This window comes from Paraburkholderia sp. 22099, assembly GCF_052045835.1.
GTDB classification, from domain to species: domain Bacteria; phylum Pseudomonadota; class Gammaproteobacteria; order Burkholderiales; family Burkholderiaceae; genus Paraburkholderia; species Paraburkholderia terricola.
Window position 1 is genome coordinate 26,688 of record NZ_JBQEPU010000034.1, and the last position, 14,893, is coordinate 41,580.

Below are 14,893 nucleotides of genomic sequence, written 5' to 3' on the forward strand. Positions count from 1 at the left end.
ATCCCGCTGCACGCCAGCGTCTCACGCCGACACACTCACCCTTCCTCGATCGCCGTCCGCGCCGCGAACCGTCCGCGTTTGCCGCGTAATGCGACCGCTCGCGCCTGAACGGCGCCTTTCATCATGCGCACTCCCACTTCCCGACGCCGCCGCCCGCACATCGCTGGCGGCCGCCCGGTCTGGCTGTTCGATCTCGACAACACGCTGCACCGCGCTTCGCACGCGATCTTTCCGGCGATCAATCAGGCGATGACGCAGTACATCATCGACGCGCTGCAAGTCGAAATGGACGAAGCCAACCGCTTGCGCACCGGTTACACGCAGCGCTACGGCGCGACGCTGCTCGGTCTCGCGCGCCATCATCCGCTCGATCCGAACGACTTCCTGAAGGTCGTGCATACGTTTCCCGACCTCGGTTCGATGATTCGCCACGAACGCGGTGTCGCGCGCCTCGTCGCGGCGCTGCCGGGCCGCAAGATCGTGCTGACCAACGCGCCCGAAAGCTATGCGCGCGCGGTGCTCGCCAAGCTGCGCATCGAGCGTCTGTTCGAACAGGTGATCGCGATCGAGCACATGCGCGATCGCCGCAACTGGCGCGCCAAACCCGACCACGCGATGTTGCGCAAGGCGATGCGCGACGCGCATGTGTCGCTCAAGGACGTGATCCTCGTTGAAGACACGCGCTCGCATTTGAAGCACTATCGGCGCCTCGGCATCCGCACCGTGTGGATCACCGGCCATCTGCCGCGCAAGCCGCATGCGGACGGCGTGCCGACGCGCCTGCCGGGCACCGGCCGGCCGCACTATGTCGATCGGACCATTCGTTCGTTAAAATCGCTTCGACTGGGCACCCGCTCGGTTCGATTGAAGGGACAGCAGGGACGACAGCCATGCAGCCGATCGACAAGCCCGACGAAGCCTTAGCCGAACACGAGCGCACAGCGCCCGTCGCCGGGCGCGCGCAGCGCCTGAAGCCGGGCGAGCGCCGCGTCCACATCCTGCAGACGCTCGCCGCCATGCTGGAGGCGCCGAAGAGCGAAAAGATCACCACGGCGGCGCTCGCCGCCCGGCTCGGCGTGTCGGAAGCGGCGCTCTACCGCCATTTCGCCAGCAAGGCGCAAATGTTCGAAGGGCTGATCGAGTTCATCGAGCAAACCATCTTCGGGCTCATCAACCAGATCGCCGACAAGGAAAGCAACGGCGTGCTGCAAGCTCGCGCGATCGCGCTGATGCTGCTCAACTTCCCCGCGAAGAATCCCGGCATGACGCGCGTGTTGACGTGCGAGGCGCTGGTCGGCGAGCACGAACGGCTGACCGAGCGTGTGAATCAGATGCTGGAGCGCGTCGAGGCGTCGTTGAAACAATGTCTGCGGGTGGCACACATGGAAGCAGGAGCAATCACGGGCGAAAACGTTGCCGTCCCGCTGCCCGCCGGCTACGACCCCGCCGTCCGCGCGAGCCTTTTGCTGAGCTATATCATCGGCCGCTGGCATCGCTATGTGCGCAGCGGTTTCGCGCGCATGCCCGCCGAACATGCCGACGCGCAGCTCCTGCTGATTCTCCAATAGTCCACGCCGCGCATCTCGGATGATGTCGCGCCAGGACCGTGCCCGCGACGCTGCCGCATGGGATTTTCCGCTATACTTTGCGCCTGACTGCGGCACCACGAAGCATCCGGGGCCGCGCTCCTGAACATCCATCACGCGCCGATTTGCTGACTCGATTGCGGGCGCGCGAACTGCCGGGAAGATCCCGCGGTTCACTATAAATGCGGCTAAAGAGGTCGTCAGCCGCGCACACAGTCGTTCCTCTCCGTGCTTCGCCGACGCCATCTAGCCGCCCTGTCTTTGTCAAATGGCGGAATGAATGGAATCGATCGGTATCGTCGCTCCCCAAAAAATGCATTTCACCGAGCCGCTGCGTTTGCAGAACGGCAGCTCGCTGGCCGGTTACGACCTGATGGTCGAGACCTACGGCACGCTCAACGCCGCGCGCAGCAATGCGGTGCTGGTGTGTCACGCGCTCAACGCCTCGCATCACGTGGCCGGCGTGTATGCCGATAATCCGAAGGACCTCGGCTGGTGGGACAACATGGTCGGCCCCGGCAAGCCGCTCGACACCAACAGATTCTTCGTGATCGGCGTGAACAACCTGGGCTCGTGCTTCGGTTCGACCGGGCCGATGAGCATCGATCCGGCCACGGGCAAACCGTACGGCGCGACGTTTCCCGTGGTGACGGTCGAAGATTGGGTCAACGCCCAGGCGCGCGTCGCCGATGAATTCGGCATCACGCGCTTTGCCGCGGTGATGGGCGGCAGCCTCGGCGGCATGCAGGCGCTCGCGTGGAGCATGATGTATCCCGAGCGCGTCGCGCACTGCATCGTGGTCGCGTCCACGCCGAAGCTGTCGGCGCAGAACATCGCGTTCAACGAGGTGGCGCGCTCGGCGATCCTGTCGGACCCCGACTTCCACGGCGGCAATTACTACGCGCATAACGTGAAGCCGAAGCGCGGCTTGCGCGTCGCGCGCATGATCGGCCATATCACCTATCTGTCGGACGACGACATGGCCGAGAAATTCGGCCGCTCGCTGCGCCGCGCGGAAGGCGCGCTCGATGCGTACAACTTCAACTTCGACGTGGAATTCGAGGTGGAATCGTATCTGCGCTATCAGGGCGACAAATTCGCCGACTACTTCGACGCGAACACGTATCTGCTGATTACCCGCGCGCTCGACTATTTCGACCCGGCCAAGGCCTTCGACGGCGATCTGACCGCCGCGCTCGCGCACACCACGGCGAAATACCTGATCGCCAGCTTCGCAACCGACTGGCGTTTCGCGCCGGCCCGCTCGCGCGAACTGGTGAAGGCGCTGCTCGATCACAAGCGCACGGTCACCTACGCTGAAATCGACGCGCCGCACGGCCACGACGCCTTCCTGCTCGACGACGCGCGCTATCACAACCTGATGCGCGCCTATTACGAACGCATTGCGAACGAGGTGAACGCATGAACCAGCGAGCACTCGATTACCTGGCGCTACGCCCGGACTTCCGCGCGATCGCCCGCTGGGTCGAAACGCGCGCCACCGTGCTCGACCTGGGCTGCGGCGACGGCTCGCTGCTGTCGCTGCTCACCGAAGAGCTGGACGTGCAAGGCTACGGCATCGAAATCACCGACGCGGGCGTGCTGGCATCGACGCAAAACGGCGTGAACGTGATCCAGCAGAATCTGGAAGACGGCCTGCGTCTGTTCGAAGACCGCAGTTTCGACTTCGCGATTCTGTCGCAAACGCTGCAAACCATTCATCAGACGGCGGCGATCCTGCGCGAGACGGTGCGCGTCGGCAAGGAATGCATCGTCTCGTTCCCGAATTTCGGCTACTGGGCGCACCGGCTTTCGGTCCTGCAAGGCCGCATGCCGGTGTCGAAGTCGCTGCCTTATCAGTGGCACAACACGCCGAACGTGCGGGTGCTGACCATCAAGGATTTCGAGGCGCTCGCGCCCGAAGTCGGCATCGAGATTCTCGACCGCGTCGTCCTCCACGAAGGTCAGGCGGTGCGATGGGGGGCGAACTGGCGTGGTAGTCTTGCGGTCTATCGCGTCAAGAAAAGCTAACGCAAGTTATCCACATGTCGAACCCGCCGCATGAGGCGCCCGCACTTACCGCTCACGAAGAACATCCCGGCTGGCGCGCATTCCTGAATACGCGCATGCTGATTTGCGTCTTTCTCGGCTTCACGTCGGGGTTGCCGCTGTTCACGCTCGTCTATCTGGTGCAGGCGTGGTTACGCTCTGAAGGCGTCAACCTGAAGGAAATCGGCCTGTTTGCGCTGATTCAGTTTCCCTATACCTGGAAATTCATCTGGGCGCCGCTGATGGACCGCTACGTGCCGCGTTTTCCTGGCTGGCGTCCGGGCAGACGGCGCGGCTGGATGCTGGTCACGCAGATTCTGGTCGCCGGCGCGATCGCGACGCTCGGCTTCGTGTCGCCGCGCGATTCGATCTGGACGGTGGCCGCGTTGACGGCGCTCGTCGCGTTCTTCGGCGCAAGCCAGGATATCTCGATCGACGCCTACCGGCGCGAATTGCTGAGCGATACCCAGCAGGGGCTCGGCAATGCGGTTCATGTGAACGCTTACAAGATCGCGGCGCTGGTCCCTGGATCGCTCGCGCTGATTCTGTCCGACCATTTGCCGTGGACCACCGTTTTCATCGTCACGGCAGCGTTCATGCTGCCGGGCATGGTGATGACGCTAGTGGTGCGCGAGCCCGAAGTGCATGGCACGCCGCCCAAGAATCTGCGCGAGGCGATCGTGCAGCCATTCAGCGAATTCATTCACCGCGACGGCTGGCGCGGCGCGCTGTTCGTGCTCGGCTTCATCTTTCTGTACAAGCTCGGCGACACGATGGCGACCACGCTGTCCACGTCGTTCTTCCTCGATATCGGCTTTTCGCGCACGCAGGTCGGCGTGATCGCGAAGACTACCGCGTTCGGCGCGAGTCTCGCGGGCGGGATCGTCGGCGGAATCTGGCTGATGAAGATCGGCATCGGCCGCGGGCTGTGGATCTTCGGCGTGCTGCAAATGGTGTCGACGCTCGGTTTCGCGTGGCTCGCGCATCTCGGGCCCGCCTCGCCGGGTCTCGTGGTGATTTACGACATCGCCGTGTGGCTGAGCGAGGGCACGACGAAGCTGCTGGCGCTGGTGGGCATCGACTGGGCCGTGCAGCTCGAGCCGCGCTCGGTCGCGCTGGCCCTCGTCTACGGATTCGAGACCTTTTCCACCGGCCTGACGATGGCGGCTTTCACCGCGTATATCGCCAGCACCACCGATCCGCGCTACACGGCCACGCAGTTCGCGCTTTTCACGAGTCTCGCTTCGGTGCCGCGCACGCTGGCGTCGGCGGCAAGCGGTTACGTGGTCGCGCAGATTGGCTGGTTCGACTACTTCATCGTCTGCACGGTGCTGGCGCTGCCCGGCATGCTGCTTCTGCTGCGCATCGCGCCGTGGAGGACTCAGTCGTGACGGCGTTTGCGGCTACGCGCGCGGGGCGCCGGGATAGCGCCGAGGCGCAGGCGTTCCAGCCCGGCCGCGCCGCGCTGCATGTCGTATGGGCGCTCGGCTGCGCGGGCCTCGCATGGGCCGTCGTGCCGTTGAACGCCTACGCCACGGCCCCGGCGGCCGGCGTTAGCGCACCGACATCGGCAACCGCAACGCCACCGTCCACAGCGCCAACGGCAAAACCGGCGCAGAGCCCGGCGAGCCCCGAGAATTCGACATCGACGCCCGGCGCGAACAGCGCCACCAACGCCGGCAGCGCGCCCGCGGCCGTCACGCCGCCTTCGCCGCAACCGCCCCCGGCGCCGGTGACGCCGCGCACGCCCGCGGCCACATCGTCACCGCCGGCAGCCGCCAAGGCGCCCGCCGCCACGTCGGCAACCGCCGCCAGCGTGCCGGCGTCGCCCTCGTACGGCCCCAACACACAGCTACGCTACGGCGGCTACCTGGTGTTCCGCAACCTGATCCCCTCGCCGGTGCTCGAAACGCAAGCCGCCGAAGAGTTCGATCAGATCGCCTATGGCGCGGAGCACGCGAATCGCCTGTACGGCGATGCCGACGCGCACGTCACGCGCGTGCGTTCGATGGTCGACAAGATGATTCCCTACTCGCTGAAATGGAACGAGCGGGCCAAGGGCTGGAAGTGGGACGTCGCGGTGGTGCGCTCGAACGATATCCGCATGTACTGTCTGCCTGGCGGCAAGATCGTCGTGTATAGCGGACTGCTCGACCGGGTGCGTCTGAACGACAACGAACTCGGCATGCTGCTCGGGCACGAGATCGCGCACGCGCTGCGCGAGCATGCGCGCGAGCGGCTCGGCGAACGGCAGGCGGGACAGATCAGTTCGTCGGGCGCGATCCCGCAACTCTTCGGTCTCGCCGATCTCGGCGTGGCGCCGCTCGGCATCGGTTCGCAGTTGCTCGAAATGAAGTACGAAAACACCGACGAGACGGAAGCCGACGTAATCGGCAGCGATATCGCATCGCGCGCCGGCTTCGATCCGCGCGCGGCCATCGGGCTGTGGGACAAACTGGCGGCGGCGACGCGCGCCAACCGCGAGCAAGGTTTCATCTACGTGCATCCGTACACGCAGGCGCGCCGCCAGGACATCGTCAAGCGCTTGCCGGATATGTTGCCGCTCTACGCAAAGGCCATCGACAAAACGATCGACGAGTTGCCCGACTACGGCGGCATAGGCCGTCCGCGCCGCAAGCTGGCCCGCGAATGAATTTCGCGAGCCGCACGCCGCGTGCGGCGCGGGCAATGGCTACTTGTCGATCTGGTGATCGTAATCGACGGTCAGCGGCGCATGGTCGCTGAACTTGATGTCGCGAAACACGCCGGTGCGCTTCGCCTTGCTCGCGATGCCCGGCGTCGCGATCTGATAATCGATCCGCCACCCAACGTTCTTCGCATAAGCCTGGCCGCGATTGCTCCACCATGTGTACTGCTCCGGCCGCTGGTCGAGCGTGCGGAACACGTCGACGTAACCCACTTCGTCGAACAGCCTCGTCAGCCATGCGCGCTCTTCCGGCAGGCAGCCTGAGTTCTTCTGGTTGCTCTTCCAGTTCTTGATGTCGATTTCCTTGTGGACGATGTTCACGTCGCCGCACACGATCACCTCGCGCTCCCTGGCGAGTTCAGCGAGATGCGGCATGAATTCGTCCATGAAACGGTACTTGGCCTGCTGACGCTCGTCACCGCTCGATCCCGACGGCACATACACCGAGATCACCGACAGCTTGCCGAAACGCAGTTCGACATAGCGCCCTTCCGGATCGAACTCCTCGCTACCGAAACCGATCACCACTTCGTCCGGCTCATGGCGGGTGTACACGCCCGCGCCGCTATAGCCTTTTTTCACCGCATGCTGGAAGTAGCCGGTGAAATCGTGCGGCGCCATGAATTCCGGCGTCATATCGTCCTGCGAGCATTTGATTTCCTGCACGCACAGCACGTCGGCCTGCTGCTCGCCGAACCACTCGAAAAAACCCTTCTTGGCCGCTGAGCGAATGCCGTTCAGGTTGGCGGTAATCACACGCAACATGTCGTTCCTTTTTGATGTCGATTCGTTTCTGGTAGCGGAGGGCACGGGGTCACGCGACCCTGACACCCCTTAGCGATTCCTTGGGCGGCGGATATTCGAGTTTCAACGATTCGAAGGTGCGCAGCAGCAACTCGGCGATCATGATGTTGCGGTGCGTTTTCGAATCGGCCGGCACCACGTACCACGGCGCGTATTCGGTCGACGTCGCCGCCAACGCGTCGCGATACACCGCCTGATATTTGTCCCAGTGCTTGCGGGCATCGAGATCGGACACGTCGAACTTCCAGTGTTTGCTCGGATCGTCGATGCGCGCTTGCAAGCGCACGCGCTGCTCGTCTTTCGAAATGTGCAGCATGCACTTGACGATGGTCGTGCCGCTATCGGCCAGCATCTCCTCGAACTGGCGAATGTGGCGGCAGCGTTGCTCGAAGCCTTGGGCATCCAACGTGCCGAGCACGGTGGGCACGAGCAGGTCTTCGTAGTGACTGCGATTGAAGACGGTCAGCTCGCCGGCGGCGGGCGCCTGCGAATGCACGCGCCACAGAAAATCATGCGCGAGTTCGGTGGCCGTGGGCGCCTTGAACGGCACGATGCGCAAGCCGAGCGGATCGACTTCATGAAACACCGCGCGGATGGTGCCGTCCTTGCCGCTCGTGTCCATGCCTTGCAGCACCAGCAGCACGCGACGCTTCTGCTGCGCGTGGAGACACTCCTGCTGTATGTCGAGCTTCGCGCCGATCTCGGACAAGCGCGCCCGGTCGGCGTCTTTCGAACCGCTCGAAAACGGCCTTGCGGCGGGGTCGACGTTGCCGAGCGAGAACTTGCCGTTCTTCTTGCCGGCCTCGAAATACGGCACGCGGAAGTCGTCGAGTTCGGGTTGCTTCGCCATTCACACTCTCCGTGATCTGCGTTCAAACGGGCCCGTAAATGAAACGGGCCGTTGCCCCACTTTCGTTTCCGGCAACGGCCCGCGATGTCTGAAGCTCGCGCTTCAACCGGGTTTCCCCAACTGCGTCTGAACTGCGCGCCGGCTCAGGACAGCTTCTTCTTCAGCAGCTCATTCACCTGCGCCGGATTGGCCTTGCCCTTGGTCGCCTTCATCGCCTGGCCGATCAGCGCGTTGAACGCCTTGTCCTTGCCGGCGCGGAATTCCTCGACCGACTTCTGGTTCGCGGCGAGCACTTCGTCGATGATCGCTTCCAGCGCGCCGGTGTCCGAAATCTGCTTCAAACCCTTGGCCTCGATGATGCGATCCGCGGCGGCTTCGTCCGTGGCCTTTTCCTCCCAGATCGCGAGGAAAATTTCCTTGGCGATCTTGTTCGAGATCGTGCCGTCGGCGATACGTTGCAACAACAGCGCAAGCTGCGCGGACGAAACCGGGCTTTCGGCGATATCCAGGCCTTCGCGATTCAGTTGCGACGACACCTCGCCCATGAGCCAGTTGGCCGCGACCTTGGCGTTCGCCGGGCCGACCTTGGCGACCACCGCTTCGTAGTACGCGGCCATCGCCTTACTCGACGTGAGCATGTTCGCGTCGTACGGCGTGAGGCCGTATTGCGTCACGAAGCGTTGTTGAATCGCTGCCGGCAATTCCGGCATCTCGCGCTTCACACGCTCGACCCACGCCGGATCGATCACGAGCGGCATCAGATCGGGATCGGGGAAATAGCGGTAATCGTGCGCGTCTTCCTTGCTGCGCATGGAACGCGTTTCACGCTTGTCCGGATCGTACAGCCGCGTTTCCTGCACCACCGTGCCGCCTTCCTCGATCAATTCGATCTGACGGCGCACTTCGTACTGGATCGCTTCTTCCAGAAAGCGGAACGAGTTCAGGTTCTTGATTTCGGCGCGCGTGCCGAATTCCGCCTGACCGACCGGGCGCACCGACACGTTCGCGTCGCAACGGAACGAGCCTTCCTGCATGTTGCCGTCGCAAATTCCGAGCCACGTGACGAGCGTGTGCAGCGTTTTCGCGTAGGCGACCGCTTCCGCCGCGCTGCGCATTTCCGGCTCGGTGACGATTTCCAGCAGCGGCGTGCCCGCGCGATTCAGGTCGATGCCGGTCATGCCCGCGAAGTCTTCGTGCAGCGACTTGCCGGCGTCTTCTTCGAGGTGAGCGCGCGTGAGATTGACGACTTTCTCGTACGCTTCCTTACCCGCCTTTTCGTTGGCCGGCACCTGGATCTTCACCTGCCCGCCCTGCACGACGGGGATTTCATACTGGCTGATCTGATAGCCCTTCGGCAGATCGGGATAAAAGTAATTCTTGCGCGCGAAGATGCTGCGCGGGGCGATCGTCGAACCGATCGCGAGACCGAACTGGATCGCACGCTCGACGGCGCCGCGGTTCATCACGGGCAAGGTGCCCGGCAACGCGAGATCGACAGGGCATGCCTGCGTGTTGGGCGCGGCGCCGAACTGCGTCGAAGCGCCCGAGAAAATCTTCGATTGGGTCGACAGTTGCGCGTGGGTCTCCAGACCGATCACGACTTCCCATTGCTTGGTCATGGTGCTCACACTCCTGCCGGTGCTTTGCGGTGCCAGTCGGTCGCGCGCTGGAACGCGTCGGCCACCTGCAACATCCGGGCTTCATTGAAATAGTTGCCGATGATCTGCAGACCCACCGGACGCTGCGCATTCGCGCCCGCGCCGAAGCCGCACGGCACACTCATGCCCGGCAAACCGGCGAGGCTCACCGACAGCGTGTAGATGTCGGCCAGATACATCTGCACGGGATCGTCGCCTTTCGCGCCGAGGTCCCACGCCACCGACGGCGCGACTGGTCCCATGATCACGTCGCACTGCCTGAACGCCTCCTGGAAATCCTGGGCGATGATGCGGCGGATTTTTTGCGCCTGCAGGTAGTACGCGTCGTAATAGCCGTGCGACAGCACGTAGGCGCCGACGAGAATACGGCGCTTCACCTCAGGTCCGAAACCTTCGGCGCGCGACTTCTTGTACATGTCGAGCAGATCGCGATACTCCGCGGCGCGATGGCCGAAGCGCACGCCGTCGAAACGCGACAGGTTCGACGAAGCTTCCGCCGGCGCGATCACGTAGTAGACGGGGATCGACAGTTCGGTTTTCGGCAACGAGACTTCGACCAGCGTTGCGCCGAGTGCTTCGTATTGCTTCAACGCGGCGTCGATGGAGGCACGCACGTCGTCGGCGAGACCCGCGCCGAAATACTCTTTCGGCAGGCCGATGCGCAAGCCGGCGAGCGGCTTGCTGGCGCCGTCTTCCTGCCACGGCTTGCCGATATAGCGCGTGTAGTCTTCGTCGTCGCGAACGAGGCTCGTGGAGTCGCGTTCGTCGAAACCGGCCATTGCGTTGAGGAGCGTCGCGCAGTCCGCGGCGTTCCGCGCCATCGGGCCGCCCTGATCCAACGACGAGGCGAACGCGATCATCCCGTAACGCGACACGCGGCCGTAGGTCGGCTTGATGCCGGTGATGCCCGAGAACGATGCCGGCTGACGGATCGAGCCGCCCGTATCCGTGCCGGTGGCGGCCGGCGCGAGACGCGCGGCGACCGCAGCCGCCGAGCCGCCCGACGAACCGCCCGGCACAGCCTGGCGATCCCACGGATTCTGCACGGGGCCGAAGTGCGAATTCTCGTTGGACGAGCCCATCGCGAACTCGTCCATATTGGTCTTGCCCACGCACACCATGCCGGCGTTCTGCAGACGCGCGACCACGGTTGCGTCGAACGGACTCTGATAGTTCGACAGCATCTTCGAGCCGGCGGTGGAGCGCCAGCCCTTGGTGACGAACACATCCTTATGCGCGATCGGCAGGCCGGCCAGCGGACCCGCGTGGCCGGTGTGCAGCAGCGCGTCCGCGGCTTTCGCCTGCGCGAGCGTCAGATCGGCATCGACCTCGATGAATGCGTTGAGGCTATTGGCGGCGTCGATCCGCTTCAGATACAACTGGGCCAGTTCGACTGCGGAGCATTCCTTGGCCGCCAGTGCGGCGCGCAGTTCGGTCAAGCTTTTTTCATGCATTGCGTTTTATCCTGAAGAGCGCGGCAGCGCGGGCAACGCTGCCGTTTGGGCGTTCGGCTGCCCGCCGGCAAGCCGAGCCGAGGAAGCCGGATGGCGCGGATTCGAGCGGTATTCCGTTCGCACGCCGTGCCGGGCTTGATGCGCGATTCTTACTCGATCACCTTCGGCACGAGGTACAGGCCGTCTTGCACGGCCGGCGCCGGGCGTTGGAAAGCTTCGCGTTCGACTGTTTCGGTTACCGCGTCGTCGCGCAGGCGCAGCGCGACGTCTTCGATCTGCTCGATCGGATGAGCAAGCGGGGCGATGCCGGTGGTATCGACCGCCTGCATCTGCTCGACGAGGCCGAAGAAGTCATTGAGCTGGACGAGCGTGTGCTCAGCGTCGGCTTCGGCAAGGTCGAGCCGCGCGAGATGCGCGATGCGTTTTACATCGGTCAGGGTCAGAGCCATGCAGTCACCGGAAAATGTGGTGGACCGCCGCGGCAACGAAAAAACAATGCCGCGACAGCGGGTTACGACGCAGGAGGAAGACCTCGAAAAAGGGGCCAGCGGTGGCAAAAAGTGCCAGCCGTTTCCTTCAAAACATCCAAAATTATAAGGTATCATTACGCGTTCGACCCAAACCCGGACCGACTTAACACGGCCTTTCCGATCAGTTCTCAAAGATGGTTCGGATTTTTCTAACGTGGCTTTGCACCGGCCTCCGGTAGACTCCCCCGCAGCTTCAAGATCAGCGGCGCCCATTTCGCCCGGTTGAGGCTGTTATTTTTTCCGCTGCCGCCCTGCGCATACGTTGCGAGGCCCGGCGCCAAGCGAGACAGGATTTTGAATGTTCGGTTTTTTGCGCAGCTATTTCTCCAACGATCTGGCCATTGACCTTGGCACTGCCAATACGCTCATCTACATGCGTGGCAAAGGTATCGTTCTCGACGAACCGTCGGTGGTCTCGATCCGCCAGGAAGGCGGTCCCAACGGCAAGAAAACCATTCAGGCAGTCGGTAAGGAAGCCAAGCAGATGCTCGGCAAGGTGCCGGGCAACATCGAGGCAATCCGCCCAATGAAAGACGGCGTGATCGCCGACTTCACCGTTACCGAACAGATGATCAAGCAGTTCATCAAAACTGCCCATGAATCGCGCATGTTCTCGCCGTCGCCGCGCATCATCATTTGCGTGCCGTGCGGTTCGACTCAGGTCGAGCGTCGTGCCATCAAGGAAGCCGCGCACGGTGCCGGCGCTTCGCAGGTCTATCTCATCGAAGAACCCATGGCCGCCGCGATCGGCGCTGGCTTGCCGGTGTCTGAAGCTACCGGCTCGATGGTCGTCGACATCGGCGGCGGCACGACGGAAGTCGGCGTGATCTCGCTCGGCGGCATCGTATATAAAGGTTCGGTGCGCGTGGGCGGCGACAAGTTCGACGAAGCCATCGTCAACTACATTCGCCGCAACTACGGCATGCTGATCGGCGAACAAACCGCCGAAGCCATCAAGAAAGAAATCGGCTCCGCGTTCCCCGGTTCGGAAGTCAAGGAAATGGAAGTGAAGGGCCGCAACCTGTCGGAAGGCATTCCGCGCAGCTTCACGATTTCCAGCAACGAAATTCTCGAAGCCCTCACCGATCCGCTGAACCAGATCGTGTCGTCGGTGAAGATCGCGCTCGAACAAACGCCGCCGGAACTCGGCGCCGACATCGCCGAGCGCGGCATGATGCTCACGGGCGGTGGCGCACTGCTGCGCGATCTGGACCGCCTGCTCGCGGAAGAAACCGGCCTGCCGGTGCTCGTCGCCGAAGACCCGCTCACGTGCGTCGTGCGCGGCTCGGGCATGGCGCTCGAACGCATGGACAAGCTGGGCAGCATCTTCTCGTACGAGTAAGCGAGCCCGTCTCCATGTCAGTAGCGCGGATCAGGCAAACGGCCCCTTGCGGGCCGGTTTGCCGTTGGCTGGACCTTCCAGCCTCCGCGTGCTGAACGCGCGTCCCTGGCGCGCCGCCGTCTCACCCAACCGCTCACGCCCCCGGCGCCGACCATGGAATACAGTCCGCCGCCCCTGTTCAAGCAAGGCCCATCCGCACTCGCGCGGCTGGTGTTTTTCGTCGTGCTGGCGCTGGCCCTGCTGATCTCCGATGCACGGTTCAAAACGCTCGAGATCGTTCGCGGCGTCCTCGGTGCCGGTCTCTACCCGTTGCAGCGCGCGGCTCTCGTGCCGCGCGACGTCTTCATGGGCGCCGCCGACCTCGCGGTGACCAGCGCCACGCTGCGCAGCGAAAACGACAAGCTGCGCACGAAAGACCTGCAACTCTCGCAGCAAGCCAATACAGCCGCCGAACTGGCCGCCGAGAACGCCCATCTGCGCGCGCTGCTGCAACTGTCGCAGCGCGCCACCACGCAATCGCTGCCCGCTGAAATCCAGTACGACACACGCGATCCGTTCACGCAGAAGGTCGTGATCGGCCGTGGCGCGCAGCAAGGCATCCAGAACGGCTCGCCGGTCGTCAATGAAGACGGCGTGGTCGGCCAGGTCACGCGCGTGTTCCCCTTGCAGGCCGAGGTGACGCTCCTCACCGACAAGGATCAGGCGGTGCCCGTGCAGATCGTGCGCACCGGTTTGCGCAGCGTGATTTACGGTACGCCGAAGGGCGATACGCTCGATCTGCGTTTCGTGCCGATCAGCGCCGACGTGCAAACCGGCGACGAACTCGTCACCAGCGGACTCGACGGCATTTATCCGCCGGGGCTGCCGGTCGCCAAGGTGGTGCGGGTCGACAAACAGGCCGATACCGCCTTTGCGCGCGTGATCTGCCTGCCGGTCGCACCGGTGCGCGGCGCGCGTCAGTTGCTGGTGCTGCATTACGTGAACGACATACCGCCGCGTCCGCCGGAAGAGCCCGATCCGGCCACCGCGGCGAAAGAAGCCGCGAAGGCCAAGAAAGCCGGCAAGGGTGCGGACAGCAAGGCTGCGGCGGATAAGTCCGCAGCCAAGCCAGCCGGGAAACCGGCTGAAAAACCCGCGGCCGCCGCCAGGCCTGCTGAGAAAACTCCGGCCGCGCCCGCCGCCACGGAGAAAAAATCCGCCGCCGAAAAGAAACCGACCGCTGACAAGAACGTGAAGCCGCAAGCCGCGCCGGGGGCGCAACCATGAACCGTCCGCAATACATTCTGCAGCCGGTCAATCCGTACTTCATCGCGTTCAGTCTCGCGGCGGCGTTCCTGCTGAACCTGATGCCGTGGGGGCGCCTCGTCGGCGTGCCGGACTTCGTCGCCCTCGTGCTGCTGTTCTGGAACGTGCACCAGCCGCGCAAAGTCGGCATGGGCATCGCGTTCTTCCTCGGCTTGTTGATGGACGTGCACAACGCCAGCCTGCTCGGCGAGCACGCGCTGGCGTACACGCTGCTGTCGTATGGCGCGATCACGATCCACCGCCGGGTGCTGTGGATGCCGCTCGGCGTGCAGACGTTCGCGGTCATGCCGCTTCTCGTGGTCGCGCAACTGGTGCCGTTCGTGATCCGTCTGCTGACGGGCGCGGCGTTTCCGGGCTGGGGTTATCTGATCGACGGCTTCGTGGAAGCCGCGCTGTGGCCGATTGCAAGCATCCTGCTGTTGATGCCCCAACGCCGCCCGGCCGACCCGGACGACACCCGGCCGATTTGATCGATCACGCAGCGAGCGCGCCGGCCGTCCCAGTCGAACCCACGCCCGCGGCCCGCTCGACGCACGTCGCCGCTCATGCCTCCCGGTTCCGACCGGATCAGGCGCACACTCATGATGGCCGCGACCCGGCCTTTTGCA

At 63.9% G+C, this 14,893-nt stretch carries 14 protein-coding genes; 9 read left to right on the top strand and 5 right to left on the bottom strand.

Translation table 11 applies throughout. The annotated features are described in order from the left end of the window. Positions 1–123 precede the first annotated feature (123 nt). From ACTJLC_RS26195 to ACTJLC_RS26220, 6 genes are all read left to right on the top strand, one after another. Positions 124–924: a pyrimidine 5'-nucleotidase gene (locus ACTJLC_RS26195; protein WP_073430332.1), complete on the top strand. Its 801-nt coding sequence runs from the start codon at positions 124–126 to the stop codon at positions 922–924. Next, the gene (gene slmA, locus ACTJLC_RS26200) at positions 891–1,568 is read left to right on the top strand and encodes a nucleoid occlusion factor SlmA (RefSeq protein ID WP_114161692.1); all 678 of its coding nucleotides are present in this window, start codon (positions 891–893) and stop codon (positions 1,566–1,568) included. The genes ACTJLC_RS26195 and slmA overlap by 34 nt, the downstream gene beginning before the upstream one ends. A gap of 298 nt (positions 1,569–1,866) precedes the next feature. Then, positions 1,867–3,012: a homoserine O-succinyltransferase MetX gene (metX, locus tag ACTJLC_RS26205; RefSeq protein ID WP_083084981.1), complete on the top strand. Its 1,146-nt coding sequence runs from the start codon at positions 1,867–1,869 to the stop codon at positions 3,010–3,012. Continuing rightward, positions 3,009–3,617, top strand: a complete 609-nt coding sequence (metW, locus tag ACTJLC_RS26210) for a methionine biosynthesis protein MetW (protein WP_073430335.1) — start codon at positions 3,009–3,011, stop codon at positions 3,615–3,617. Before metX ends, metW begins: the two co-directional genes overlap by 4 nt. Positions 3,618–3,631: 14 nt before the next feature. Further along, positions 3,632–5,026, top strand: coding sequence for an AmpG family muropeptide MFS transporter (locus ACTJLC_RS26215; RefSeq protein WP_073430336.1), 1,395 nt, complete (start codon positions 3,632–3,634; stop codon positions 5,024–5,026). A gap of 74 nt (positions 5,027–5,100) precedes the next feature. Beyond that, the gene (locus ACTJLC_RS26220) at positions 5,101–6,288 is read left to right on the top strand and encodes a M48 family metalloprotease (protein WP_440845709.1); all 1,188 of its coding nucleotides are present in this window, start codon (positions 5,101–5,103) and stop codon (positions 6,286–6,288) included. A gap of 39 nt (positions 6,289–6,327) precedes the next feature. On the opposite strand, the gene ACTJLC_RS26225 is transcribed toward ACTJLC_RS26220, so the two are convergent. The 5 genes from ACTJLC_RS26225 to gatC form a co-directional block, all read right to left on the bottom strand. Further along, positions 6,328–7,107 carry an exodeoxyribonuclease III gene (locus ACTJLC_RS26225; protein ID WP_440845666.1) on the bottom strand — a complete coding sequence of 260 codons (780 nt, stop codon included), beginning with the start codon at positions 7,105–7,107 and terminating at the stop codon, positions 6,328–6,330. 49 nt (positions 7,108–7,156) lie between these two features. Further along, positions 7,157–7,996 (bottom strand): PPK2 family polyphosphate kinase, encoded by an 840-nt coding sequence (locus tag ACTJLC_RS26230; RefSeq protein ID WP_310318501.1) that lies wholly within the window; start codon positions 7,994–7,996, stop codon positions 7,157–7,159. Between the two features lie 143 nt (positions 7,997–8,139). Further along, entirely contained in the window at positions 8,140–9,615 is a 1,476-nt protein-coding gene (gene gatB / locus ACTJLC_RS26235; protein ID WP_310123257.1) for an Asp-tRNA(Asn)/Glu-tRNA(Gln) amidotransferase subunit GatB, read from the bottom strand. A 5-nt stretch (positions 9,616–9,620) separates the two neighbouring features. Continuing rightward, positions 9,621–11,108, bottom strand: coding sequence for an Asp-tRNA(Asn)/Glu-tRNA(Gln) amidotransferase subunit GatA (gatA, locus tag ACTJLC_RS26240; protein ID WP_440845669.1), 1,488 nt, complete (start codon positions 11,106–11,108; stop codon positions 9,621–9,623). A gap of 149 nt (positions 11,109–11,257) precedes the next feature. Beyond that, complete coding sequence (gatC, locus tag ACTJLC_RS26245) at positions 11,258–11,557, bottom strand: Asp-tRNA(Asn)/Glu-tRNA(Gln) amidotransferase subunit GatC (RefSeq protein ID WP_073430341.1); 300 nt, start codon at positions 11,555–11,557, stop codon at positions 11,258–11,260. A gap of 379 nt (positions 11,558–11,936) precedes the next feature. Between gatC and ACTJLC_RS26250 the strand changes: the two genes are divergently transcribed. From ACTJLC_RS26250 to mreD, 3 genes are all read left to right on the top strand, one after another. Continuing rightward, positions 11,937–12,980, top strand: coding sequence for a rod shape-determining protein (locus ACTJLC_RS26250; protein WP_004189550.1), 1,044 nt, complete (start codon positions 11,937–11,939; stop codon positions 12,978–12,980). 153 nt (positions 12,981–13,133) lie between these two features. After that, positions 13,134–14,246 carry a rod shape-determining protein MreC gene (gene mreC, locus ACTJLC_RS26255; RefSeq protein ID WP_073430342.1) on the top strand — a complete coding sequence of 371 codons (1,113 nt, stop codon included), beginning with the start codon at positions 13,134–13,136 and terminating at the stop codon, positions 14,244–14,246. Continuing rightward, entirely contained in the window at positions 14,243–14,755 is a 513-nt protein-coding gene (gene mreD, locus ACTJLC_RS26260; RefSeq protein ID WP_073430343.1) for a rod shape-determining protein MreD, read from the top strand. The genes mreC and mreD overlap by 4 nt, the downstream gene beginning before the upstream one ends. Positions 14,756–14,893: the final 138 nt, after the last annotated feature.